21 protein-coding genes and 1 tRNA gene are annotated in these 23180 nt (G+C 69.7%); 12 read left to right on the top strand and 10 right to left on the bottom strand.

What is annotated here, in order from left to right:
• Nucleotides 1–14: 14 nt before the first annotated feature.
• Both CK240_RS02060 and CK240_RS02055 read right to left on the bottom strand, forming a co-directional pair.
• Nucleotides 15–782 (bottom strand): SseB family protein, encoded by a 768-nt coding sequence (locus CK240_RS02060; RefSeq protein ID WP_095638657.1) that lies wholly within the window; start codon nucleotides 780–782, stop codon nucleotides 15–17.
• The gene (locus CK240_RS02055; protein ID WP_095638656.1) at nucleotides 779–1372 is read right to left on the bottom strand and encodes a uracil-DNA glycosylase family protein; all 594 of its coding nucleotides are present in this window, start codon (nucleotides 1370–1372) and stop codon (nucleotides 779–781) included. Before CK240_RS02055 ends, CK240_RS02060 begins: the two co-directional genes overlap by 4 nt.
• Nucleotides 1373–1544: 172 nt before the next feature.
• Here CK240_RS02055 and CK240_RS02050 point away from each other — a divergent pair, with 172 nt between their 5' ends.
• From CK240_RS02050 to kdsA, 3 genes are read left to right on the top strand one after another with little or no spacing between them, the layout of a single operon-like run.
• The gene (locus tag CK240_RS02050; protein WP_095638795.1) at nucleotides 1545–2198 is read left to right on the top strand and encodes an ABC transporter ATP-binding protein; all 654 of its coding nucleotides are present in this window, start codon (nucleotides 1545–1547) and stop codon (nucleotides 2196–2198) included.
• Entirely contained in the window at nucleotides 2182–4053 is a 1872-nt protein-coding gene (locus tag CK240_RS02045) for a capsule biosynthesis protein (protein ID WP_095638655.1), read from the top strand. Before CK240_RS02050 ends, CK240_RS02045 begins: the two co-directional genes overlap by 17 nt.
• Nucleotides 4050–4898 carry a 3-deoxy-8-phosphooctulonate synthase gene (kdsA, locus tag CK240_RS02040; RefSeq protein ID WP_095638654.1) on the top strand — a complete coding sequence of 283 codons (849 nt, stop codon included), beginning with the start codon at nucleotides 4050–4052 and terminating at the stop codon, nucleotides 4896–4898. Before CK240_RS02045 ends, kdsA begins: the two co-directional genes overlap by 4 nt.
• Before the next feature lie 160 nt (nucleotides 4899–5058).
• On the opposite strand, the gene CK240_RS02035 is transcribed toward kdsA, so the two are convergent.
• On the bottom strand, nucleotides 5059–5721 hold the full coding sequence (locus CK240_RS02035) for a class I SAM-dependent methyltransferase (protein WP_095638653.1): 663 nt from the start codon (nucleotides 5719–5721) through the stop codon (nucleotides 5059–5061).
• A gap of 124 nt (nucleotides 5722–5845) precedes the next feature.
• Nucleotides 5846–7063 (bottom strand): BaiN/RdsA family NAD(P)/FAD-dependent oxidoreductase, encoded by a 1218-nt coding sequence (locus CK240_RS02030; RefSeq protein ID WP_095638794.1) that lies wholly within the window; start codon nucleotides 7061–7063, stop codon nucleotides 5846–5848.
• 94 nt (nucleotides 7064–7157) lie between these two features.
• Between CK240_RS02030 and CK240_RS02025 the strand changes: the two genes are divergently transcribed.
• Nucleotides 7158–7232 (top strand) — tRNA-Gln (locus CK240_RS02025).
• Nucleotides 7233–7728: 496 nt separating this feature from the next.
• Here CK240_RS02025 and CK240_RS02020 read toward each other — a convergent pair.
• From CK240_RS02020 to CK240_RS01995, 6 genes are all read right to left on the bottom strand, one after another.
• Entirely contained in the window at nucleotides 7729–8715 is a 987-nt protein-coding gene (locus CK240_RS02020) for an ABC transporter substrate-binding protein (RefSeq protein WP_095638652.1), read from the bottom strand.
• Nucleotides 8716–8748: 33 nt separating this feature from the next.
• Nucleotides 8749–9675 carry an ABC transporter permease gene (locus CK240_RS02015; protein WP_095638651.1) on the bottom strand — a complete coding sequence of 309 codons (927 nt, stop codon included), beginning with the start codon at nucleotides 9673–9675 and terminating at the stop codon, nucleotides 8749–8751.
• A complete protein-coding gene (locus tag CK240_RS02010; protein ID WP_095638650.1) occupies nucleotides 9672–10604 on the bottom strand; it encodes an ABC transporter permease in 933 nt (310 codons plus the stop codon). Before CK240_RS02010 ends, CK240_RS02015 begins: the two co-directional genes overlap by 4 nt.
• Nucleotides 10597–11421, bottom strand: coding sequence for an ABC transporter ATP-binding protein (locus CK240_RS02005; RefSeq protein ID WP_095638649.1), 825 nt, complete (start codon nucleotides 11419–11421; stop codon nucleotides 10597–10599). Before CK240_RS02005 ends, CK240_RS02010 begins: the two co-directional genes overlap by 8 nt.
• A complete protein-coding gene (gene hydA, locus CK240_RS02000) occupies nucleotides 11421–12875 on the bottom strand; it encodes a dihydropyrimidinase (RefSeq protein ID WP_095638648.1) in 1455 nt (484 codons plus the stop codon). The genes CK240_RS02005 and hydA overlap by 1 nt, the downstream gene beginning before the upstream one ends.
• A 274-nt stretch (nucleotides 12876–13149) precedes the next feature.
• A complete protein-coding gene (locus tag CK240_RS01995) occupies nucleotides 13150–14430 on the bottom strand; it encodes a Zn-dependent hydrolase (protein ID WP_420818595.1) in 1281 nt (426 codons plus the stop codon).
• 124 nt (nucleotides 14431–14554) lie between these two features.
• On the opposite strand from CK240_RS01995, the gene CK240_RS01990 reads away from it, so the two are divergent.
• From CK240_RS01990 to CK240_RS01955, 8 genes are all read left to right on the top strand, one after another.
• Nucleotides 14555–15199 carry a TetR family transcriptional regulator C-terminal domain-containing protein gene (locus CK240_RS01990; protein ID WP_095638647.1) on the top strand — a complete coding sequence of 215 codons (645 nt, stop codon included), beginning with the start codon at nucleotides 14555–14557 and terminating at the stop codon, nucleotides 15197–15199.
• 69 nt (nucleotides 15200–15268) lie between these two features.
• Nucleotides 15269–16585, top strand: coding sequence for an NAD(P)-dependent oxidoreductase (locus CK240_RS01985; RefSeq protein WP_095638646.1), 1317 nt, complete (start codon nucleotides 15269–15271; stop codon nucleotides 16583–16585).
• A 12-nt stretch (nucleotides 16586–16597) separates the two neighbouring features.
• Nucleotides 16598–17896, top strand: a complete 1299-nt coding sequence (preA, locus tag CK240_RS01980; RefSeq protein ID WP_095638645.1) for an NAD-dependent dihydropyrimidine dehydrogenase subunit PreA — start codon at nucleotides 16598–16600, stop codon at nucleotides 17894–17896.
• Between the two features lie 181 nt (nucleotides 17897–18077).
• Complete coding sequence (locus tag CK240_RS01975; protein WP_095638644.1) at nucleotides 18078–19067, top strand: BMP family protein; 990 nt, start codon at nucleotides 18078–18080, stop codon at nucleotides 19065–19067.
• 11 nt (nucleotides 19068–19078) lie between these two features.
• On the top strand, nucleotides 19079–19690 hold the full coding sequence (locus tag CK240_RS01970) for a hypothetical protein (protein WP_095638643.1): 612 nt from the start codon (nucleotides 19079–19081) through the stop codon (nucleotides 19688–19690).
• Complete coding sequence (locus tag CK240_RS01965; RefSeq protein ID WP_095638642.1) at nucleotides 19687–21198, top strand: ABC transporter ATP-binding protein; 1512 nt, start codon at nucleotides 19687–19689, stop codon at nucleotides 21196–21198. Before CK240_RS01970 ends, CK240_RS01965 begins: the two co-directional genes overlap by 4 nt.
• Nucleotides 21188–22237, top strand: coding sequence for an ABC transporter permease (locus tag CK240_RS01960; RefSeq protein WP_095638641.1), 1050 nt, complete (start codon nucleotides 21188–21190; stop codon nucleotides 22235–22237). The genes CK240_RS01965 and CK240_RS01960 overlap by 11 nt, the downstream gene beginning before the upstream one ends.
• On the top strand, nucleotides 22234–23178 hold the full coding sequence (locus tag CK240_RS01955) for an ABC transporter permease (RefSeq protein WP_095638640.1): 945 nt from the start codon (nucleotides 22234–22236) through the stop codon (nucleotides 23176–23178). Before CK240_RS01960 ends, CK240_RS01955 begins: the two co-directional genes overlap by 4 nt.
• Nucleotides 23179–23180 lie beyond the last annotated feature (2 nt).

Genomic DNA, 23180 nt, shown 5'->3' with positions numbered 1-23180 from the left:
GACCGCTTGAAGGTTCAGCGCAGGCGCGGCGGAGCGTCCGGCTTGCGCGGCGCAGGAGATACGGGTTCGGGGGCAACCGCCACGGCCTCGATCCGCACGGCACCCTGGGGCAGCGGCAGGTCCTCGAAGGTGACATCGACGCCGCCCTCGACCGGCGGCAGGAAGGCGATCAGTTCCGCCAGCGCCTTCGCGATGGCCGGACGATCCGCGTTTCCGGCCCCTGCCACGACGATCAGGTGCCCCTGCCGCCCCTCGGCCCAGTCCACGCCGACCAGCGCCGCGCCCGCGACCATGCCCGCCATGTCGCCCAGGCGGGTCGCCAGCGGCTCGGCCACGGTTTGCACCGCGTCCCGGCGCGGCGCGGTCAGCCGCCGGGGGGCGGCCTCGCCCGCCTCGGGCGCCTCGGACAGCGCCGCGATCAGCCAGCCCAGCGCGCCCGCGTCCAGCAGCATCTCGGAAGGGCGGCCGGGGTTGACCAGCAGCCCCCTGCCCGCCTCGGCCAGTTCCCGCGCCAGAATGCGGCCCGGCAGCGAGACATGGGCCACCGGCCCGCCGAGGAACCCCGCCAGTGCCGCCTCGTCGTCGGACGCCAGCGCCACGGCGCCGCCGGGCAGGTCGAACATCCGCAACTCGGCCCGGTCGCCCGCGGGGTCCGAGGCAAGGGCCGCGTGCAGTTCGGTGTCCGCCAGCCGCCGCAGCACCGCCGCGCGCAGGGCGGGGTCGGCATCGTGAAACGGCACATGCGCGCAAAGGCGGTCGAGTTCGGTCTGGAGAGTCGTCACAGCACCTCGGCCAGCGTGCGGCGCAGTTCGGGGACTAGCTCCGCCTCGAACCACGGGTTTCGTTTGAGCCAAGCGGTATTCCGCCACGAGGGGTGAGGCAAGGGAAACACCCGCGGCGCATGGTCCCGCCAGCCCGCCACCGCGGCTGTCACGCCGCGCAGGCCGAGGTGCCAGCGGATCGCGTGGCCGCCGATCAGCAGCGTGACGCGGGGCTGCAACTCCTCCAGCACCCGTGCGCGCCAGGTCGCCGCGCAGAGCGCGGGCGGCGGCAGGTCGGAGCCTCTTGCATCGTAGCCCGGAAAGCAGAAGCCCATCGGCACGATGGCGATGCGCGAGCGGTCGTAGAAGGTTTTCTCGTCCACCCCCATCCAGGCCCGCAGCCGCTGCCCCGAGGCGTCGGTGAATGGTTTTCCCGAAAGATGGGCGCGCATCCCCGGCGCCTGGCTGGCCACCAGAACGCGCGCGCCGGGCGCGAACCAGACGACGGGTCGGGGCGCATGCGTGGTGGCGGTCAGGGCGAAGCGGTCGGCGCACAGGCGGCAGCCGCGCAGTTCGGCGGCGACAGGCAGGTCGATGAAAGGCAGGGTCATGCCCGCCCAGATAGGCACCCCTTGCCTGCGATAACAGCTCGCATTCTCACGATCCCCGGCGGCGCGATGGACAGCGCAGCGCCCAGCCCCTATGTTTGGCAGCCGAAAGCGGGCGGCTGGCGCCCGCCGCAAAACGCCGCATCGCGCGCCTTCGCGGGAAATCTTCGCCGACATGCTGGAATTCGACAACGTCTCGAAGTCCTTCTGGACCGGAACGCAGCGCAAGGTGATCCTGGACCAGGCCTCGTTCCGGGTGGAACTTGGCCAGTCCCTTGGCATCCTCGCCCCCAACGGCACGGGCAAGACCACGATCATCAACATGATGTGCGGGCTGGAAAAGCCGGACGAGGGCACGATCCGCGCCAATTGCCGCGTGTCCTTTCCCCTTGGCTTCATGGGGGGCGTGATCTCCAAGCTGTCGGCCAACGAGAACGCGCGCTACATCGCGCGGATCTACGGGCTCGATCCCGACTATGTCTCGGCCTTCTGCCGCTGGCTTTGCGACATCGGCGAATATTTCGACCAGCCGGTCGGCGTCTACAGTTCGGGCATGCGGTCGCGGCTGACCTTCGCGCTGCTGCTGGCGCTGGAGTTCGACATCTACCTGATCGACGAAGGGATGCCCGGCACGACCGACGTCGAATTCAACCGCAAGGCGGGCAGCGTCCTGTACGACCGCCTGAAGACCGCGACCGTGGTGGTGGTGTCCCACCAGCCTGCCACGCTGGAAAAATTCTGCCGCCGCGCGGGCGTGTTGCGCGACGGGCGTCTTTACATGTTCGATTCCCTCGACGAGGCCAAGCAGTATTATGACTACACCGCCTAAGGTCCGCCGCTTTCACCTCAGCGCATCCGAATCCCCCGTCGCCGCTGCGCGGGAGGCGGCCCGCGCCACCACCCGGCCCAAGGGCGAGACCGCGGCCCCCGCCGGTGCCGAGCCCGCTCGATCCGCGGTGCGGGTCGAGGTGCGCAAGGGCGGCGCGCGCACGGAACAGGCCGCCCCGGCCGCCACTGCCGCCACTGCCGCCGCATCCGTCCCGCCCGGTCGGGACATGCCGTTCAGCAATGCCGATGACGGTTTCGGGAACATGCGCTTCCCCGGCGCCGATCCCGAGCAGGACAGGAAGCCCGAGCCTGCCAATGCCCCGGTCGGCCCCGAAGCCCAGGCCCCCGCAGCAGATGTGGATGCCGAGGCGCTGGCCGCCATCCGCGCCGAGAACCTGACCTCGCGCCAGTTGCGCATGGCGGCCCGCATCGCGGCCATGCACGAGATCGAGGTCGCCTCGGAATACGAGGCCGTGCTGCGTCTGCGCCAGCGCGGCATCGACCCCTTCCACCGGGGCGCGGTCGGCAAGATCCTGTCGGACGCCGGCAACGAGGCGAAGGCCGCGCCCAATCCGCGCGCGCTGGTCCCGGTGCCGGGGCCCGGCCTGCCGGCCCGCACCAAGCGGCGCGAGATCGTGCCGCTGGCCCCGCCCGGCGAGGTCGGCCCCGTGCGGCCCGAGCTTCCGTCGCGCGAGGCCCTGACCGAGGAGCGCCGCGCGGCCGAGATCTACCGCATCCAGCGCGACATCGCGCGGCGGCGGCGGCGCAGCCTCGCCTTCCTGCTGATGCGGCTTGCCTTCTTCGTGGGACTGCCGACGCTGATCGCGGGCTGGTACTACTTCACCCAGGCCACGCCCCTTTACGCGACCAACTCGCAGTTCATGATCCAGCAGGCGGACGGCGTGCCCGGCGCCACGGGCAGCGGGCTTCTGTCGGCGGGCGCGATGATGAACCCCGACAACGTCGCGGTGCAAAGCTACCTGACCTCGCGCGATGCGATGATCCGGCTGGATCAGGACCTGGGCTTCACCCGCGCCTTCCAGGACCCCGCGATCGATTCGCTGCTGCGCCTGCCCGAGGATGCCTCCAACGAGCAGGCCTATGCCCAGTACAAGCAGTCGGTGAAGATCGGCTATGACCCGACCGAGGGCATGATCAACATGGAGGTGATCGCCCCGGATCCCAAGCTGTCCGAGGAGTTCTCGCTGGCCCTGATCCGCTATGCCGAGGGGCAGGTGGACCAAATGTCCCAGCGTCTGCGCGGCGACCAGATGCAGGGCGCGATCGAAAGCTACCAGGATGCCGAGCGCAAGGTGCAGGAATCGCAGAACCGCATCCAGGAACTGCAGGAACAGCTGGGCGTGCTGGACCCGACCGCCGAAAGCAGCGCGGTGATGGGGCGCATCAGCGCCCTGGAAACGCAGTTGTCCGAGAAGCAGCTTGAACTGGGCCAGCTCACCTCGAACGCGCGCCCGAACCAGAGCCGGGTGCTGGGCGTGCAGGGCGACATTGCCCGGCTGGAGCAGATGATCGCGGAAACCCGCGCCCAGCTGACCGAGGATTCGGGCAACCGCGCCTCGCTGGCCGCTGTCACGGGACAACTGCGGATCGCGGAAAGCGACCTCGCCACCCGCCAGCAGCTGCTGGCCACCGCCGCCACCCAGATGGAGGCCGCGCGAGTCGAAGCCAACAAGCAGGTGCGCTACCTGTCGCTGTCCGTGGCCCCGGTGCCGCCGGATGAACCCACCTATCCCAAGGCGCTTCAGAACACGATCGTCGCCTTTTTCATCTTTGCGGGGATTTACCTGATGATGTCGCTGACCGCCTCGATCCTGCGCGAACAGGTGTCCTCGTGACGGGGGCCGCGCAGCGCCATGTCGCCGTCCGGGGCGTCACCTTCGGCAACGACCTGCCGCTGGTCCTCATCGCGGGGCCCTGCCAGCTGGAAACGCTGGACCATGCGCTGTCGATCGCCGAGCCTTTGGCGCAGGCCTGCGCCAGGGCGGGAGCGGGCTATGTCTTCAAGGCCAGCTACGACAAGGCGAACCGCACCTCGCTGTCGGGGCGCCGGGGCGTCGGCATCGACGAGGGGCTTGAGATGCTGGCGGCCGTGCGCGACCGTCTCGGCTGCCCCGTGCTGACCGACATCCATGACGAGGCGCAGGCTGTCCGCGCCGCCGAGGTCGCGGACATCATCCAGATCCCCGCCTTCCTGTCGCGCCAGACCGACCTGCTGCTGGCGGCAGGCCGCACGGGCGCGGTGGTCAACATCAAGAAGGGCCAGTTCCTCGCCCCCTGGGACATGCCGAACGTGGCCGACAAGGTGGCCTCGACCGGGAACGAGAAGATCCTGCTGACGGAACGCGGGGCGAGCTTCGGCTACAACACGCTGGTTGCCGACATGCGCGCGCTGCCGATCATGGCGCGGACGGGTTATCCGGTGGTGATGGATGCGACCCACTCGGTGCAGCAGCCGGGCGGACAGGGCGGCTCGTCCGGCGGCCAGCGTGAGTTCGCGCCGGTGATGGCGCGGGCGGCGGTGGCCATCGGCGTGGCGGGCGTCTTCATCGAGACGCACCAGGATCCCGACCGCGCGCCCTCGGACGGGCCGAACATGGTCCACCTGGACCGGATGCCCGCGCTGATCGACAGCCTGATGCGCTTCGACCGGCTGGCCAAGGCCGAGCCGGTGATGGGCTGAGCCCTCTCAGGCCTGCGGGACACGCACCGTGACCCGCAGGTGGCGCGCCGCGATCTCCGTCCGGTCGTCGACTCCGCGGTTTCCGCTGCCCATCAGTTTGGTCGGCTTGCCGCCCAGCTTCTCGGTGCATGGCCACTCGCCCACGCCTTCGAGGCCCGCATCACGGGGCCGAGGCAGGTCGTGAGCCGTTTGGCCAAGGTGGCGGACCGCCTGTCTCGGTGGAACTCGCAGAAGGCGGTTCTACCGCGATCGCCTCGGGCGGGACACCGGCCTGGCCGAAGCGGTCCAGGACATTCGCCTCGATGCCCCACATCGTCGGCGGGACGAAGCCCTCGGGCGGGGGCGGGCCGTAGTCCGACAGAAGTTTCAGGATCTGCGCGACCATGGCGGGATCGACGCGAATCCAGTTCCCCGTGACGATGCGCCCGCCCGGCTGCGTGACGCGGACCATGGAACGCGCCACCTCGGCCCGGCATGGGGCGAACATCGCGCCGAAGATGCTGACCACCAGATCGAAGCCGTCATCGGGAAGGTGCGACAGGTCGCAGGCGTCACCCACGATGGTGCGGCAGTTCGTCAGCCCCTCGGCCGCGACTCGCGCCTGCGCCGCGGCCACCAGGTTGCGGGCGATGTCGATGCCCAGCATCTCGGCCCCGCGCCGGGCCATGGGCAACGCCGTCGCGCCGTCCCCGCAGGCGAGGTCCAGCACCTTCATCCCCGGCGCGATCCCGAGTTCGTCCACCAGCGCGTCGCTGCTGCCGCGCATGGTGGCGGCTAGCGTCGAGAAATCCCCTTTCTCCCACAATTCCTTGTTCGGATTCATGGTCGGCCTCCACCTTCGCGGTGAAACGCAACGCCCACTCCGCGAAGCCGGCCGGACGAGGGGCGATGCGGGCCAGATACCCGCCCGTCGGGACACCAGCACCCGCCGGTTCCGCTTCCTTCCATCAGAAATCGGGCTTGGCCGCGCCCAGAACCGCCCGCCCCGCCGCATGGGCCGAGGCCCAGGCCCACTGGAAGTTGTAGCCGCCCAGCCAGCCCGTGACGTCCACGACCTCACCGATGAAATGCAGCCCCGGCACATGCCGCGAGGCCATCGTGCGTGCGTCCAGATCGCGGCAGTCCACGCCGCCCACAGTGACCTCGGCGGTGCGGTAGCCTTCGGTCCCCACGGGGCGGATGCGCCAGTCATGGATACGGCGGGCCAGCGCGTCCAGCCGCGCGTCGGACTGGTCGGCCAGTCGCGCGCCCTCCAGCCCCTCCTCGTCCACGATGGCCGTGGCGAGCCGCTCGGGCAGCATCCGGGCCAGCACGGTCGCCACCTGCACCCGGCCGCCCTCGCGCTTGGCCTGCCGCAGCGCCTGGGCGGAATCGCCGGGGTGAAGATCGAGGGTCAGTTCCTCGCCCGGCTGCCAGTAGCTGGATATCTGAAGGATCGCCGGGCCCGACAGCCCGCGATGGGTGAACAGCAGCTGGTCGTCGAAGGCCACCGCCGCGCGGCGGGGCGCCCTGGCGGCCGGCAGCGAGGCCCGCGCCGTCACCGCAACCCCTGACAGCGGCGCACTCAGCCGCAGGTCCTGCTGCGCGAAGGTCAGCGGCACAAGGCCGGGCCGCGTCTCGACGATGCGGTGGCCGGTCGCCTGGGCGATGTCATAGCCGATGCCGGTGGCGCCCATCTTCGGGATCGACTTGCCCCCGGTGGCGACGACGACGTGGCGCGCCTCGATGGGTCCGGCCGAGGTCTCGACCCGCAGCGGGGTGCCCGGCGTGACGCCCTGCACGCCCACGCCCAGCCGCAGCTCGGCCCCGTCCATTCGATCGACCAGCATCCGCACGATCTGCGTGGCGCGCCCGTCGCAGAACAGCTGGCCCTGCGCCTTCTCGTGCCAGGCGATCCCGGCGCGATCCACCAGCGCCACGAAGTCCTCGGGCCGGTAACCCGCAAGGGCCGAGGCGCAGAATCGCGGCACCTCGGACAGGAAGGTCTGATGGGTGGTCCCGAGGTTGGTGAAGTTGCAGCGCCCCCCGCCCGAGATGCGGATCTTCTCTCCCGGGTCGCGCGCATGATCCAGCACCACGACCCTGAGCCCCTGGCCCGCAAGGCTTCCCGCGCAGAACAGCCCCGCTGCCCCCGCCCCCAGAATGACGACATCCGCTTTGTCCATGCCGCGCCGATAGCCCGCCGCGCGCGAGGCCACAAGTTTTTGCGCGCGCCCCCTTGCGCCCCCCGAACGCTGCCGCTAAACACCCCCGCACTGCTGGGGCGTGGCCAAGTGGTAAGGCATCGGTTTTTGGTACCGTGTACCGTAGGTTCGAATCCTACCGCCCCAGCCAGTCATCTTACCTGAGTTCATCTCTCCCGGATGCGCGGAAATCTCCGCGTGAATCCCGCGGTTTGAGCGCGGCTATTTCGCGGAGAGACGCCTTCTGCTCCCCCCTCTGCTGCATTCCGCGACCCCGTCTCAGGGCGGCTTCCCAATCGTGCGGTTTGCGCGTTTTCCCTGTTCCGGAGAAGCTTACAGGGAATCCAGGCCGCGGCCTGCCACGAATCTGGGCGGACCAGAAGCCGCCATAGGGCCTGCCGACGCAAGGCGACATGCTTGCAACGCAGTCCGAGGAGTTCGGGGCCAGATGCCATGACGAAGGCTCCAGCGTGCGTGGCCCGGCCAACCTGTGGTAGTCAGCCGGGCGGACGGACCTTTGCCCGCCGAAGATCCGTCCTTGCCTCTTCGACCGGATCCGGCGGGACAGGCTCTGCCAAATCGACTGCGGGGACCATCCCTCTCGCGGCGGGCCGCCGGCGAGCTTCGCCCGCCGGCATCGCTGCGTCCTACTGCAACGCCACGTCGGTGATGGCGTGGGTCCAGGCCCCCTCGGGCGCCGCCGAGATCACCGGGTCCGAGCCGCCCGACAGCAGCGTGTCCACTGTGCGCTGGTAATCGGCCTCGTCCAGCGTACCGTTTGACCCGGCGGTCAGCTTGGCGACCTCCTCCATCATGCGGGTCTGGTGCGCCTCGGTCTGGGCGCCGGTCTCGTCGTTCTCCAGCACTATCTGCGCGGCTTCTTCGGGGTTCTCCTCGGCGTATTTCCAGCCCTTCATCGAGGCGCGCACAAAACGGACCAGCCGGTCGGCCATCGCCGGATCGGCCAGCGTCTCCTCCAGCGCGTAAAGCCCGTCTTCCAGCGTGGCCACGCCCTGGTCCTCGTACTTGAAGGTCACGAGGTCCTCGGGCGAGATGCCGGCGTCCAGCACCTGCCCGTACTCGTTGTAGGTCATGGTCGAGATGCAGTCGGCCTGCTTCTGGAGCAGGGGATCGACGTTGAAGCCCTGCTTGAGGACCGTCACTCCCTCGGGGCCGCCATCGGTGGAAAGCCCGAGGGTGTTCATCCAGCTGAGGAACGGATACTCGTTACCGAAGAACCAGACGCCCAGCGTCTTGCCCTTGAAGTCGGTGGCAGGGTTGGTGATGCCGGTTTCCTTCAGGCAGGTCAGCATCATCCCCGACGACTTGAAGGGCTGGGCGATGTTGACGATGGGCAGCCCCTTTTCACGGGCGGCGAGCGCGGCGGGCATCCACTCCACCGTCACGTCGGCGCCGCCGCCCGCCAGCACCTGGGTCGGCGCGATGTCGGGGCCGCCCGGCCGGATCGTGACGTCGAGGTTCTCCTCCTCGTAGAAGCCCTTGTCCTTGGCGACATAGTAGCCCGCGAACTGCGCCTGCGTGACCCATTTGAGCTGCAGCGTCAGCGGGTCGGCCGCCTGCGCCGCGCCCGCAAGCAGGCCCAGGGCAGCGGCGGACATCATCAGTCTGGTCATTCTCCACTCCACTGTTGGGGGCGTTTTCGCCCGTTATTGACGCTGCGAGGGGTGCCAGAAGGTGACACGCCGTTCGGCCAGCGCGACGATCGCATAGAAGGCGGAACCGGCCAGCGCGGCCATCAGGATCTCGGCCCAGACCAGCGGCAGGTCCATCTGGCCGACGGCGGTCGAGATGCGGAACCCCATGCCGCGGGTCGGGCTGCCGAAGAACTCAGCCACGATCGCGCCGATCAGGGCCAGCGTGGTGGTGATCTTCAGCCCGTTGAACAGGAAGGGCATGGCAGCGGGCAGGCGCAGCTTTCCCAAGGCCTGCCAGTAGCCGGCGTTCCAGGTCGCCACCTGGTCACGCTGCAGGGCATCGGTCGCGGCCAGCCCCGCGACCATGTTCACGAGGATGGGGAAGAACACCATCACCACGACGACCGCCGCCTTGGACTGCCAGTCAAAGCCGAACCACATGACAAGGATCGGGGCGATGCCCACGATCGGCAGGGCGGCCACGAAGTTCCCGATCGGCAGCAGGCCGCGCTGCAGGAACGGGCTGCGGTCGATGGCGATGGCGGTCAGGACGGCCAGCGCCGCGCCGAGAAGCCACCCCGTCAGCGCGCCCTTGACCAGCGTCTGCCACAGGTCCGACAGGATCATCGGCAGGTCGGCCGCGAAGCGCGCCCCGATGGCTGAAGGCGCGGGCAGGATCACGGACGGCACCGCGTAAAGCCGCACGGCGACTTCCCACAGCGCCAGCAGCGTCGCGCCGAAGACCAGCGGGATCGCCGTCCGCCCCGTCGGCCCGCCCCACCAGGCCAGCAGTCCGTTGGTCAGCCAGCCCGCCGCCCAGAGCGCCGCAAGGGCACCCAGCCGCGCATCCCACAGCAGCGCCAGCGCAACCAGCCCCGCCCAGAATGCCAGGGCGGCCCTGTCGCTGCGCGGTGCCTCGGGCGCGACAGCGGCACTCATCGCGCCAGCCCCATGCGGCGCAGCGTCAGCCGCGCGACCGCGCCGATCAGCCAGACGAGACCGGCTGCAAGGATCGCGGCGGCGAACAGCGCCGACCAGATCTGGATCGTCTGCCCGTAGTAGCTGCCCGACAGCAGCCGTGCGCCCAGCCCTTGTGTCGCGCCGGCAGGCAACTCGCCCACGATGGTCCCCACCAATGCAGCGGCGATGGCGACCTTCAGCGAAGCGAACAGCCACGGCAACGAGGACGGGAACCGCAGGAAGCGCAGCACCTGACCGCCGTTCGCGTTCCACGACCGCATCAGGTCGAACTGCATGGGATCGGGTGCGCGCAGTCCCTTGACCATGCCGACCAGCACCGGAAAGAACGACAGCCAGGCCGAGATCAGCGCCTTGGGCAGCAGCCCCGTCACCCCGACGCTGGCCAGCACCACGATCACCATTGGCGCAATGGCGAGGATCGGGATCGTCTGCGAGGCAACGGCCCAAGGCATGATCGACAGGTCCATGACCCGGCTGTGGACGATCCCCACCGCCAGCAGGATGCCCGCCGCCGAGCCCAGTGCAAAGCCCGCCAGCGTCGCCGACAGCGTGATCCAGCCATGCCGGACGAGGCTGCGCTTCGACGTGACGCTTTGTCCCGTGACCCCCTCCCACAGGGCCGCCGCGACCTGGTGGGGCGCGGGAAGGACCGGGCGCTCCTGCGCCATGGTGGCGCGGAGCAGTTGGCCGGTGGTGACGGTCTCGCCCGCCCGCGCGGCCTGGTCGCGCACCCAGGGCGCGTTCATCCAGACCGCCGCGAGATACCAGGCGACGACGATGGCGGCGAGCACTGTCAGCACCGGGAGAGCCGAGCGTCCCGCCTGCCCCGCCCATCCGCGGCGGGCCGCTCGCGGGGGCGTGAGGGTGGAAACGGTGGTTTCAGTCATCACCCGCCCCATGCCCCGCCCGCAGGCCCTCGCGCACGCGGTGCGACAGTTCGGCGAAGATCTTGCTGTCGCGGATCTCCAACGGCCGTTCGCGCGGCAGCGGGCTTTCGATCACGTCGGTGATCCGGCCGGGGCGCGGCGACATGACCACGATGCGGGTGGAAAGGTAGACCGCCTCGGGGATCGAGTGGGTGACAAAGCCGATGGTCCTGCCCGTCCGCGCCCAAAGCGCCAGCAGCGCCTCGTTCAGGCGGTCGCGCACGATCTCGTCCAGCGCGCCGAAGGGCTCGTCCATCAGCAGGATGTCGGCGTCGAAGGCCAGCGCCCGGGCGATCGAGGCGCGCTGCTGCATTCCGCCGGACAACTGCCACGGATAGCGGCTGCCGAACTGCCCCAGTTCTACCAGCTCCAGCACGCGGGCGATCCGCGCCTCGCGGTCGGCCTTGTCGAACCCCATGATTTCCAGTGGCAGGCTGATGTTGCCCGCGATCGTCCGCCACGGGTAAAGCCCCGGCGCCTGGAAGACATAGCCATAGGCGCGCGCCCGCCGCGCCTGATCGGGCGTCATCCCGTTGACGGTCAGCGTCCCTGCGGTCGGGCGTTCCAGCGCCGCGATGGTCCGCAGGAAGGTCGTCTTGCCGCAGCCCGAGGGGCCGATGAAGCTGACGAACTCGCCTTGGCCAATGGACAGGTTCACGTCCTTCAGGGCATGGACCGGGCCGTCGGCGGTGGGAAAGGTCAGCGAGACGCCGCGCGCCTCGATCACCGGCGCCGCTGGGGCTTGAGAAAGGTGCAGGGCGGGCTCGGGCCGGTTCATCATACCCCGCTTGCCGGGATGCCGGCGCGCTCGACAGGGCGGGGGGCGGTCAGGGCCTTCCAGCTGGATAGCGCCCGATTGACCTCGCCGCGCGGTTCGCGGGCGACGAAGGCGCCGTGGCCCTCGCGCGAGGACATGACACCCTCGGTCACCGCGACATGGCCGCGGCTGAGGACAAAGCGCGGCAGGCCCTTCACCCGTCGCCCCTCGAAGACGTTGTAGTCGATGGCGGATTGCTGGCCCTCGGCGCTGATGGTCTTTTCCGCATGGGGATCCCAGACCACCAGGTCGGCGTCCGAACCCACCAGCACCGCGCCCTTCCTGGGATACATCCCGAGGATCTTGGCGATGTTGGTCGAGGTGACGGCCACGAACTCGTTGGGCGTCAGCCGACCCGTGCCCACCCCTTCGGTCCACAGCACCGGCATCCGGTCCTGCAGCCCGCCGGTGCCGTTCGGGATCTTGGTGAAGTCCCCGATCCCCGTGCGCTTCTGCTCGGTGGTGAAGGCGCAATGGTCGGTGGCGACGCAGGACAGGCTGCCCGCCGCGAGCCCCGCCCACAGGCTGTCCTGGTGGCGCTTGTCGCGGAAGGGCGGCGACATCACGCGACGCGCCGCGTGGTCCCAGTCGGGATGGCGGTATTCGCCGTCGTCCAGCACCAGATGCTGGATCAGCGGCTCGCCCCAGACGCGCTTGCCCGCCTGCCGGGCACGGCGGATCGCCTCGTGCGCGTCCTCGCAGGAGGTGTGGACGACGTAAAGCGGCACCCCCGCCATGTCGGCGATCATGATGGCGCGGTTGGTGGCCTCGCCCTCGACCTGCGGCGGGCGGGAATAGGCATGGGCCTCGGGACCGGTGTTGCCCTCGGCCAGCAGCCTGGCGGACAGTTCGGCCACGACGTCGCCATTCTCGGCATGGACCAGCGCGATGCCCCCAAGTTCGCCCACGCGGCTGAAGCTGGCGAACAACTCGTCGTCGTTCACCATCAGAGCGCCCTTGTAGGCCATGAAGTGCTTGAAGCTGGTGATGCCACGGTCAACGATGTCGGCCATCTCGCTGAAGACCTGCTCGCCCCACCAGGTCACCGCCATGTGGAAACTGTAGTCGCAATGCGCCCGCGCGGTCTTGTTGTCCCAGATCTTGAGCGCATCCAGCAGCCCCTGCCCCGGCACGGGAAGCGCGAAGTCCACGACCATCGTCGTCCCGCCCGCAAGCGCGGCGCGGGTGCCGCTGTCGAAGTCATCGGCAGAGTAGGTGCCCATGAAGGGCATCTCGAGATGCGTGTGCGGGTCGATCCCGCCCGGCATGACAAGGCAGCCGGTGGCGTCCAGCGTGGTATCCCCGGTGAGCCCCGGCCCGATGGCGGCGATACGCCCGTTCTCGATCAGGACGTCCGCCTTGTAGGTGAGGTCGGCGGTGACGATGGTGCCGTTGCGGATGGCGGTGGTGGTCATGGATGCTCCTTCCGGCCATCGTCATGTTCGATAACCAGGTTCGAATTGAGGATGGCGGACCCTTGCCCCGGTCCGTTGCCGATCCGGGTAACCCTTATGCCGCCGCCGGACGTCTTGCGCAGGTAGTCGGCGGCGTCCGTGATGGACCGGAACTTGCGGGCATTCCCGTCCCGGTTCTTCCTGCCTCCCGGCGGGAAGCACTTGTAGACAGGTTCTGCATCATTGGGGCCCTTGACCGGCTTCGCTTCACGCCCCGATACACCGCAGCAGATCCTCACCCCTCCACCCCCGCCGCATCCAGCACCGCGTGCAGCAGCACGTCCGTTCCGTTCCGGGCCCAGGCTTCGGTGATCTCCTCGGCCTCGTTGTGGCTCAGGCCGTCCACGCAGGGGCACATGATCATCACCGTGGGGGCGACGCGGTTGATCCAGCAGGCGTCGTGGCCCGCGCCCGAGACGATGTCGCGGTGCGACAGGCCCAGCCGGTCGGCCGCGCCGCGGACCTTCTCGACCAGGCCGGGATCGAAGGTCACGGGGTCGAAATGGCCGACCGGCTCGATCTCGATCCCCAAGCCCAGGTCCGCCGCAATGGCCGGGGCCTCGGCTTCCAGCCGCGCGCGCATGGCGTCCAGCTTGGCGCGGTCGGGGCTGCGGAAATCGACGGTGAAGACGGCTCGGCCGGGGATCACGTTGCGGCTGTTCGGCCAGACATTCGCCTGACCCACCGCGCCCACGGCGTCGGGCTGGCTGTCCATGGCGATGCGGTGCACCGCCTCGATGATCCGCGCCATGCCGAGGCCAGCATTCACGCGCATGTTCATGGGGGTCGAGCCGGTATGCGCTTCCTTCCCCGTCAGCGTGACCTGCAGCCACCAGAGCCCCTGGCCGTGGGTGACGACGCCGATCTCCACCCCCTCGGCCTCGAGGATCGGACCCTGCTCGATATGCAGTTCGAACAGCGCGTGGATCGAACGGCCGCCCACGGGTTCGTCCCCGGCCCAGCCGATCCGCGCCAGTTCGTCGCCGAAGCGCTTGCCCTCGGCGTCGGTGCGGCCCAGCGCCCAGTCGAGATCGTGGACGCCCGCATGGACGCCCGAGGCCAGCATCGCGGGGGCGAAGCGGGTGCCCTCCTCGTTGGTCCAGTTGACCACCACCAGCGGATGACGGGTCTGCAGGTCCAAGTCGTTCAGCGTCCGAACTACCTCGAGCGCGCCCAGGACGCCCAGAACGCCGTCGAACTTGCCCCCGGTCGGCTGGGTGTCGAGGTGGCTGCCCATCCAGACCGGCGCGGCATCCGGGTCCGTCCCTTCGCGACGGGCGAACATCGTGCCCAGCCGGTCCACGGACACGGTCATGCCCGCGGCCTCGCACCAGTGGCGGAACAGCGCCCGCCCTTCGCCATCCGCGTCGGTCAGGGCCTGCCGGTTGTTGCCGCCCGCGATCCCGGGGCCCACCTGCGCCATCTCCATCAGGCTGTCCCACAGTCGCCCGCCGTTGGTCCGCAGGTTCGCATGAAGAGGGGACAGGGTGCCGGGAAGAGGAGGTGCTGACGTCATTACGGCTCCGACGCTTGATTTGACCATCCGGTCAGGGTCAGCGTAGGGAGCGGCAATTCGCGCTGTCAACGGTTTCGCAAGCCTGCACCCGACAATGCACGGACTGCCCAGAAAAGGAGCATCGATGCCCGTCTCCGACGCCTCGACCGCCCGCAGCCGGCGCCGCCACCGGACTGAGGCCGCGATTCTCGAGGCCGCCCTGGACGTCTTCGCGCTGCACGGGTTCCGGGGCGCGACGCTGGACCAGATCGCCGAAGGCGCGGGCATGTCGAAGCCCAACCTGCTTTATTACTTCGCCAGCAAGGAGGAGGTGCACGCCCGCCTTCTGGGCGACCTTCTGGACCACTGGCTCGCCCCCCTTCGCGCCATCGACCCGGGCGGCGAGCCGGTCGAGGAGATCCTGCGCTATGTCCGGCGCAAGCTGGACATGTCGCGCGATTATCCCCGCGAAAGCCGGCTGTTCGCGGGCGAGATCATCGCGGGCGCCCCCCGGATCTCGGACTTCCTGGTCCACGGTCTGCGCCCGCTGGTCGACGAGACGGTGGGGCTGATCCGCGGCTGGACCGCCGCCGGGCGGCTGGCGCCGGTCGATCCGATGCAACTCATCTTCTCGATCTGGGCGCTGACCCAGCATCATGCCGATTTCGCGGCCCAGATCGCCATCGTGGCGCCCGGCGACCGCGCGGGCGATCCCGGCGCATTCCTTGACCAGCTTTACCGCCGCCTGCTGACGCCCGAGGCAGCGGCGGAACGAATCCGCGCCGGATGAATTTTACCGTTTGATAAAATCCGAAGCGGTCCTACCGTCGAATCGTGCCTCGCCAGCAGGGAGACGACGATGGACACCCCGATCATGGGGGCGAGCAGCGGCACAGAAAGCGGGATCACCGCCGGCCGACTGCCCTCCGACACCTACGCCGCCAACTTCGCCGACCTTCACCCGCCCTTCGACGTGCACGAGGCGCGGGTGGCAGCGGACCGCTGCTATTTCTGCCACGACGCGCCCTGTGTCACGGCCTGCCCCACGGCGATCGACATTCCGCTGTTCATCCGCCAGATCGCCACGGGCACGCCCGACGCCTCGGCAAAGACGATCCTGTCGCAGAACATCCTGGGCGGCATGTGCGGCCGGGTCTGTCCGACCGAGACGCTGTGCGAGCAGGCCTGCGTCCGCGAGCTGGCCGAAGGCAAGCCCGTCGAGATCGGCCGCCTGCAGCGTTACGCCACCGATCACCTGCAGCAGCGGGGCATCCACCCCTTCACCCGCGCGGCCCCCACGGGGCGGCGGGTCGCGGTGGTGGGTGCCGGTCCCGCGGGGCTGTCCTGCGCGCACCGCCTGGCGATGAAGGGCCACGAGGTTGCGCTGCTGGACGCCAGCGCCAAGGCGGGGGGCCTGAACGAATACGGCATCGCGACCTACAAGACCACGAACGGCTTTGCGCGGGCCGAGGTGGAGTGGCTGCTGAAGATCGGCGGCATCACGTTGCGGAACGGCTTTGTCCTGGGACGTGACGCCACGCTGGAGGATCTGCGCAAGGACTACGACGCGGTGTTCCTGGGCGTGGGACTGGCCGCGACCAACGGGCTGGACATCCCGGGCCTCGACCTGTGGGGCATCGATGATGCGGTCGATTTCATCGCCACGCTGCGCCAGTCCGACCCGGCGCAGGTGCCCATCGGCCGCGATGTCGTGGTGATCGGCGGCGGCATGACCGCCGTGGACGCGGCCGTGCAGGCCAAGCTGCTGGGAGCGGCCAACGTGACGCTCGCCTATCGCGGGCCGCAGTCGCGGATGAAGGCCAGCCGCTACGAACAGGACCTCGCCGCCGCCAAGGGCGTGCATGTGCTGCACGAGGCGGTGCCGGTCGAGGTGGAAGGGACCGGCGCGGTCGCCGCCGTGGTCTTCGAGCGCCTGGGCGAGCAGGTCCGCATTCCGGCCGACCAGCTGCTTCTGGCCATCGGCCAGCGGCTCGTCCCGGAAGGACTGCCCGACACGCAGGGCGGCAAGATCGCCGTCGATGCCGTCGGCCGCACGAGCCTTTCCGGCGTCTGGGCGGGGGGCGACTGCGCCTCGGGCGGCGACGACCTGACCGTGACGGCGGTGGCGCAGGGACGCGACGCCGCCGAGGACATCCACCGCAGCCTGATGCGCTGAGGAGACCGACGCATGGCAAACCTGGCATCGAACTTCGTGGGCATCCGCTCGCCCAACCCCTTCTGGCTGGCCTCGGCCCCGCCCACGGACAAGGAATACAACGTCCGCCGCGCCTTCGAGGCAGGCTGGGGTGGCGTGGTCTGGAAGACGCTGGGCCTCGACCCGCATATCGTCAACGTCAACGGCCCGCGCTATGGCGCGATCTGGGGCGCGGACCGGCGGCTTCTGGGCCTCAACAACATCGAGCTGATCACCGACCGGCCCCTGCAGGTGAACCTCGACGAGATCGTGGCGGTCAAGCGCGACTTCCCTGACCGCGCGGTCGTCGTCAGCCTGATGGTTCCCTGCGAGGAGGAGCCCTGGAAGTTCATCCTGCCGCTGGTCGAGGCGACGGGTGCCGACGGGGTCGAACTGAACTTCGGCTGCCCGCATGGCATGTCCGAACGCGGCATGGGCTCGGCCGTGGGCCAGGTGCCCGAATATATCGAGATGGTGACGCGCTGGGTCAAGGCGAACACCCGGATGCCGGTGATCGTCAAGCTGACCCCCAACATCACCGACATCCGCAAGCCCGCAACTGCGGCCAAGGCCGGCGGGGCGGATGCGGTCAGCCTCATCAACACGATCAATTCGATCACCGGGGTTGATCTCGACCTGTTCGCGCCCGAGCCCACCATTGATGGGCGCGGTGCGCATGGCGGCTATTGCGGCCCGGCGGTCAAGCCCATCGCGCTGAACATGGTGGCCGAGATCGCCCGCAGTTCCGACCTGCGCGGTCTGCCCATCAGCGGCATCGGCGGCGTCACCACTTGGCGCGACGCGGCCGAGTTCCTGGCCCTGGGGGCGGGCAACGTCCAGGTCTGCACGGCGGCGATGACCTACGGCTTCCGCATCGTGCAGGAGATGATCTCGGGCCTGTCGGATTACCTGGACGCCAAGGAGATGTCCTTGTCGGACCTGGTCGGGCGCGCGGTGCCCAATGTCTGCGACTGGAAGGACCTGAACCTCAACGCCGTCAGCAAGGCGCATATCCACCAGGACCTCTGCATCAAGTGCGGCCGCTGCTATGCCGCCTGCGAGGACACCAGCCACCAGGCCATCGCCATGCTGCCCGGCCGCGTGTTCGAGGTGAAGGACGACGAATGCGTCGCCTGCAACCTGTGCGTCAACGTCTGCCCGGTCGAGAACTGCATCACGATGGAGCGGATGGCGCCGGGATCGGTGGACCCCCGCACCGGCCGCGTGGTGTCGCCCGACTACGCGAACTGGACGACGCATCCGAACAATCCGCTCGCGACTGCAGCAGAATAGGGTGCCCCTCCCCTCGCCTGCCGAGGGCCACTCTCCCATGGTGCGGCTGCCCGGTTTTCGGACAACCCGCCCGTGGCGCGATCACCGCCGCAATCCGGGACGGTGCCCGCCCGAAGGATTTTGACTTGCACCCTGCGCCCTTCCAAGACTGGCGCCAACCCTCCCATGCCAAAGGTGTTCCATGATCCGACTTCCCCTTCTCACGCGGCGCGGCCTGATGCGGACCGGCATGGCCTTCGGCGCGGCCAGCCTGCTGCCGCGGGCGGGGTGGTCGGCCACGCCGGTGAAGGTCGCGGGCATCCACGGCTCGCCGGTCGAGAACGCCTGGAACCTCGTGCTGCATGACGCCCTGATGAAGGCCAAAGCCGAAGGGGCGATCGAGTATGTCTTCTCGGAAGGGGTCGCCCCTACGGACTATCCGCGGGCAATGCGCGAATATGCCGAACAGGGCGCGCAGCTGATCATCGGCGAAACCTTCCCGGTCGAGCGCCAGGCCCGCGAGGTCGCCGCCGAATATCCCGAGACCGCCTTCGTGATGGGGTCGAGCGGCCAGCCCTCGGGCGACAACTTCGGGGTCTTCGGCACCTGGAACTATGACGGCGCCTATCTCGCCGGGATGCTGGCGGGGCGTATGACCGCCACGAACGTCCTCGGCTCGGTCGGCGCCATGCCGATCCCCGAGATCAACCTGCTGATCAACGCCTTCGCCGCCGGCGCCAAGGCCGTCAACCCCCAGGTCACGCACCGCACCACCTTCATCGGCACCTTCTTCGACCCGCCCAAGGCGCGCGAGGCGGGGCTGGCGCTGATCGACTCGGGCGCGGACCTGCTGTTCGGCGAGCGCATCGGCACCGCCGACGCCGCCAAGCACCGCGGCATCCGGGCCATCGGCTCGCTGATCGACTATACGCCGATGTATCCCGACACGATCTTCGCCAACGCTTTGTGGGGCTTCCGCCCGATCCTGAACGCCGCGATCGCCGACGTGGCGGCGGGCAAGCCCACCGGGCGCGACTATACCGCCTACGGGCTGATGAAGGAGGGCGGCAGCGACATCGCCTATGTCAAGGGCATGGCCCCCGCCGAAGCCGAGGCCGCGATGGAGAAGGTCCGCGCCGACATCAAGTCGGGCGCCTTCACTGTCCCGCAGAACTTTGACGAGCCGGCCTGACGACCACGCCCGTGCAGGACGATGCAACCGCGCTGGCCCCCGCGATCCGCGCCGGGCACCTGACCGCCACTGACGCCATGGCGGCGGCGACAGGGGCTGCGCGGGCGGCGGATCACTTGGGCTGCATCCCGGTGCTTGCCCCCGACCCGGGGCTTGCCCACGCCGCCGGCCTCTGCCGGGCCGCGCCGGATGCGCCGCTGCGGCAGGCGCCCTTCGCCGGGGCGCCGACACTGGCCGAGGATCCTGGCGACCCCTTCCCCGGGCTGCCGGTTACCGCCGGATCGCGGTTTCTGGCGGCTGGCGACGGTGGAACTCCGGGCAGCGAAGGCTCGGACATTGCCGACCGCGTCGACATCCTGCTGACGCCGATGCCGGCCGCCCCGCTCCGCCCCTTGGGCTGGCCACCAACCGACCACTGCGATCCCGACCGCCATGGCGCCGCCATGAGCGGCTTCAGCCCGCTCGCCAGCCTCGCCGATGCCTCGGGCTTCCCGGCCATCACCCTGCCCGTCCAGATGATCGCGCCCATGGGCGCCCGGGCCCTGCTGATCGCCGCCGCAGGCTGGCTCGAGGCAGAGGGCCGCTGGACCTACCCCTTCCTTGTCGCCCGGCTTGCCGCATGAGCCCCGTCCTCGAACTCGACGCGATCACCAAGCGCTTCGGCGACACATTGGCCAACGACGCGGTGACGCTGGACCTCGGCCGGGGCGATATCCTCGCGCTGCTGGGCGAGAACGGCGCGGGCAAGACCACGCTGATGAACATCCTCTTCGGCCATTACGCCCCCGATGCGGGCGAGGTCCGCGTCATGGGCCGCGCCCTGCCCCCCGGCCGCCCCATGGCCGCAATCCGCGCCGGCATCGGCATGGTCCACCAGCACTTCGCCCTCGCGCCGAACCTGACGGTGCTGGAAAACGTCATGACCGGCACCGAGCGCCTGTGGCGCCCGGTCTCGGACACCTCTGCGGGCCGCAGGAAGCTGGCGGCGCTGTCTGACCGCTTCGGGCTGGGGGCCGATCCCGACGCCCGGCTGGGCGACCTGTCGGTGGGCGAGCAGCAGCGGGTGGAAATCCTCAAGGCGCTTTACAACGACGCGCGCATCCTGGTCCTGGACGAACCCACGGCGGTCCTGACCACGCCCGAGGCCAAGCGGCTGTTCGCCACGCTGAAGGACATGGCCGCGCAGGGGCTGTCGCTGATCTTCATCTCGCACAAGCTGGACGAGGTGATGGCCGCCGCCGACCGGATCGCTGTCCTGCGCGGCGGGCGCAAGGTGGCCGAGCGGCTGCGCGGCCAGACCACCAAGGCCGAGTTGGCCGAGCTGATGGTGGGCCGCGCCGTCGCGCGCCCCGTGCGGCAGATGTCGCCGGCCGGTTCTCCGGTGCTGACCGCACGCGGGCTGGGACTGCGGCAGGGGGGCGTGGACCGGCTGAAGGGGGTCGATTTCACGCTGAACGCGGGCGAGGTGCTGGGGATCGTCGGCGTCGCGGGCAACGGCCAGGCCCCGCTCGCCCGCCTTCTCAGCGGGACGGAGCGCCCCACGGCAGGCACGCTGGAAGCTTTCGGCCAATCCCTGGGCTCGCTGTCGGTGCCCGACATCGTCGCCCTGGGCATGGGCCGCATCCCCGAGGACCGCAACCATGAGGGCGTCATTGGCGAGATGCCCGTGTGGGAGAATGCCGTGCTGGAGCGGCTGCCCCTCTTCTCGCGCCGAGGACTGGTGGACCGTCGCCGCGCCATGGCCTTCGCCCGTCAGGTTATCGAGGGCTTCGACGTGCGGGGCGCCACGCCGCGCACCCGCACCGGGCTGCTGTCGGGCGGCAATGTCCAGAAGCTGATCCTGGGCCGCAACCTGATCCGCCACCCCCGCATCCTGCTGGCCGCCCAGCCCGCCCGGGGTCTGGACGAGGGTGCGGTCGCGGCGGTCCACCGGCGCCTGCTCGAGGCACGTGCCCAGGGCACCGCGATCCTGCTGATCTCCGAGGACCTGGACGAGGTGATGGATCTGTCCGACCGCATCCACGCAATTGTCGGCGGCCGTTTGTCGCCCGCCGTTGCCCGCGACAGGGTCGACCGGCAGCGTCTGGGGCTGATGATGGCCGGGGAATGGGAGAACGCGGGTGCGGTTTGAACGACGCGTCCACCGCCCGGCGGCCCTTGTGCTGGCGGCGCCCGTGATCGCCGTGGCGGCAGCGCTCGCGCTCAGCGGCGTGCTGATCGCGCTGGCCGGCGCCCCGGTGCTGGAAGCCTACGGGCGCATCCTGACAGGCGCCTTCGGCTCGCGTCTGGCCGCCACCGAGACGCTGACCCGCGCGGTGCCGCTGATCCTGACGGGGCTTGCCGCCGCGACCGCCTTCCGCGCCCGGCTGTGGAACATCGGCGCCGAGGGGCAGCTGTACCTGGGCGCCATGGCCGCGGCAGCGGCCAGTTCGCTGCTGTTCGGCAGCCTGCCGCCTGCGTTGCAGATCCCGCTGCTGCTGGTCACGGGCGCACTGGCGGGCATGGTTCTGCTGCTGGTCCCCTTGTGGTTACGGCTACGGTTCGCGGTGGCTGAGGTGGTGACGACGCTGCTGCTGAACTTCGTCGCCATCCTCTTCGTCTCGATGCTGATCGACACCGCGCTGAAGGACCCGATGGCCTTCGGCTGGCCCCAGTCCCTGCCGGTGACCGAAAGCGGGACGCTGCCCAAGCTCATCCCCCGCTCGCGCCTGCATGTCGGGCTGGCGATCGCGCTGGCGCTGGCCGTGGTGCTGGCCTTTGTCCAGGCGCGGACCGTGTTTGGCACGCGGGCGCGGGCGGCGGGCCTCAGCCCCGCGGGGGCGGTCTTCGCGGGCGTGCCGCTGGGCCGAACGCTGATGCAGGTGGCGTTGATCTCGGGCGGGCTTGCGGGTCTTGCAGGCGCCATCGAGGTCATGGGCGTGACGGGCTACGTCACCACCTCGCTGTCGCCCGGCTATGGCTATTTCGGCATCGTGGTCGCCATGCTGGCCAATCTCAACCCGCTGGGCGTTGTCGCCGCGGCGCTGTTCAGCGCGACCATGTTCGTGGGCGCCGACGCCATGGGCCGGACCCTGGGCGTCCCCAGCTACATCGCCGACGTCACCGTGGCCTTGTCGCTGCTTGCCATGCTGGTCGCGCTGTTCTTCACGCAATACCGGGTGCGCCGATGACCGACATCCTGGCGATCCTCGCCTCGGCGGGCCTCTGGGCTGCGGTCCTGCGGATCGCGACGCCCCTGATCCTCGGCACGCTGGGTGAGCTTCTGTGCGAGCGCGCGGGGGTGCTGAACCTCGGGATCGAGGGGATCATGACCTTCGGCGCGATGATCGGCTGGCTCGCGGTCTTCAACGGCGCGGACCTGTGGACGGGCATCCTGGTCGCGGCCCTGTCGGGTGCGGCATTCGGGCTTGTCCATGCGCTGCTGACAGTGACGCTGGGGGTGTCGCAGCATGTCTCGGGCCTGGGGATCACCCTCTTCGCGTCGAGCTTCGCCTATTACCTGTTCCGGCTGCTGGTCCCGGTCGCGGGCACGCCGCCGAAGATCCTGCCCTTCCAGCCGCTGCAGATCCCTGTCCTGAGCGACCTGCCCTTCATCGGCCCCGCGCTGTTCACCCAGACCGCGCCCACCTACCTTTCCATCGCGCTGGCGCTGCTGCTCGGATGGGTGCTGTTCCGCACGCCCCTGGGCCTCGCCATCCGCATGACGGGCGAGAACCCCCATGCCGTCGAGGCGCAGGGCATCAGCCCGGTTCTGGTCCGCTACGGCGCCGTCACCGCAGGTTCGGCGCTGATGGCGGTGGGCGGGGCCTTCCTGACGCTGTCGGCCTTCGACAGCTTCATCCCGACCATGGTGCAGGGCCGGGGCTGGGTCTGCATCGCGCTGGTGGTCTTCGCCTCGTGGCGGCCGGGGCTTGCGCTGCTGGGGGCGCTGCTGTTCGCCTTTTTCGACGCCTTCCAGCTGCGGCTGCAGACGGCCCTCGGCGGGCAGGTCCCCTATCAGTTGTTCCTGATGCTGCCTTACCTGCTGTCGATCGCGGCGCTTGCGGTCACGGCCCGCCGCGCCCGGGTGCCGCAGGCGCTGATGCAGCCCTATCGCCGCGGTGAACGGTAAAC

It is taken from the genome of Paracoccus salipaludis, from assembly GCF_002287065.1.
Taxonomy (GTDB): domain Bacteria; phylum Pseudomonadota; class Alphaproteobacteria; order Rhodobacterales; family Rhodobacteraceae; genus Paracoccus; species Paracoccus salipaludis.
This window is presented reverse-complemented; position numbering and strand designations above follow the sequence as displayed.

Excerpts from the sequence above, each read along its gene's own strand:
- preA (WP_095638645.1), top strand. The coding sequence starts at position 16,598 with ATGGCAAACCTGGCATCGAACTTCGTGGGCATCCGCTCGCCCAACCCC.
- CK240_RS01975 (WP_095638644.1), top strand. The coding sequence starts at position 18,078 with ATGATCCGACTTCCCCTTCTCACGCGGCGCGGCCTGATGCGGACCGGC.
- CK240_RS02020 (WP_095638652.1), bottom strand. The coding sequence starts at position 8,715 with ATGACCAGACTGATGATGTCCGCCGCTGCCCTGGGCCTGCTTGCGGGC.
- CK240_RS01965 (WP_095638642.1), top strand. The coding sequence starts at position 19,687 with ATGAGCCCCGTCCTCGAACTCGACGCGATCACCAAGCGCTTCGGCGAC.
- CK240_RS01990 (WP_095638647.1), top strand. The coding sequence starts at position 14,555 with ATGCCCGTCTCCGACGCCTCGACCGCCCGCAGCCGGCGCCGCCACCGG.
- CK240_RS02045 (WP_095638655.1), top strand. The coding sequence starts at position 2,182 with ATGACTACACCGCCTAAGGTCCGCCGCTTTCACCTCAGCGCATCCGAA.
- CK240_RS02015 (WP_095638651.1), bottom strand. The coding sequence starts at position 9,675 with ATGAGTGCCGCTGTCGCGCCCGAGGCACCGCGCAGCGACAGGGCCGCC.
- CK240_RS02055 (WP_095638656.1), bottom strand. The coding sequence starts at position 1,372 with ATGACCCTGCCTTTCATCGACCTGCCTGTCGCCGCCGAACTGCGCGGC.
- CK240_RS02035 (WP_095638653.1), bottom strand. The coding sequence starts at position 5,721 with ATGAATCCGAACAAGGAATTGTGGGAGAAAGGGGATTTCTCGACGCTA.
- hydA (WP_095638648.1), bottom strand. The coding sequence starts at position 12,875 with ATGACCACCACCGCCATCCGCAACGGCACCATCGTCACCGCCGACCTC.
- CK240_RS01995 (WP_420818595.1), bottom strand. The coding sequence starts at position 14,430 with ATGACGTCAGCACCTCCTCTTCCCGGCACCCTGTCCCCTCTTCATGCG.
- CK240_RS02050 (WP_095638795.1), top strand. The coding sequence starts at position 1,545 with ATGCTGGAATTCGACAACGTCTCGAAGTCCTTCTGGACCGGAACGCAG.
- CK240_RS02030 (WP_095638794.1), bottom strand. The coding sequence starts at position 7,063 with ATGGACAAAGCGGATGTCGTCATTCTGGGGGCGGGGGCAGCGGGGCTG.
- CK240_RS02010 (WP_095638650.1), bottom strand. The coding sequence starts at position 10,604 with ATGACTGAAACCACCGTTTCCACCCTCACGCCCCCGCGAGCGGCCCGC.
- CK240_RS02005 (WP_095638649.1), bottom strand. The coding sequence starts at position 11,421 with ATGAACCGGCCCGAGCCCGCCCTGCACCTTTCTCAAGCCCCAGCGGCG.
- CK240_RS01985 (WP_095638646.1), top strand. The coding sequence starts at position 15,269 with ATGGACACCCCGATCATGGGGGCGAGCAGCGGCACAGAAAGCGGGATC.
- CK240_RS01955 (WP_095638640.1), top strand. The coding sequence starts at position 22,234 with ATGACCGACATCCTGGCGATCCTCGCCTCGGCGGGCCTCTGGGCTGCG.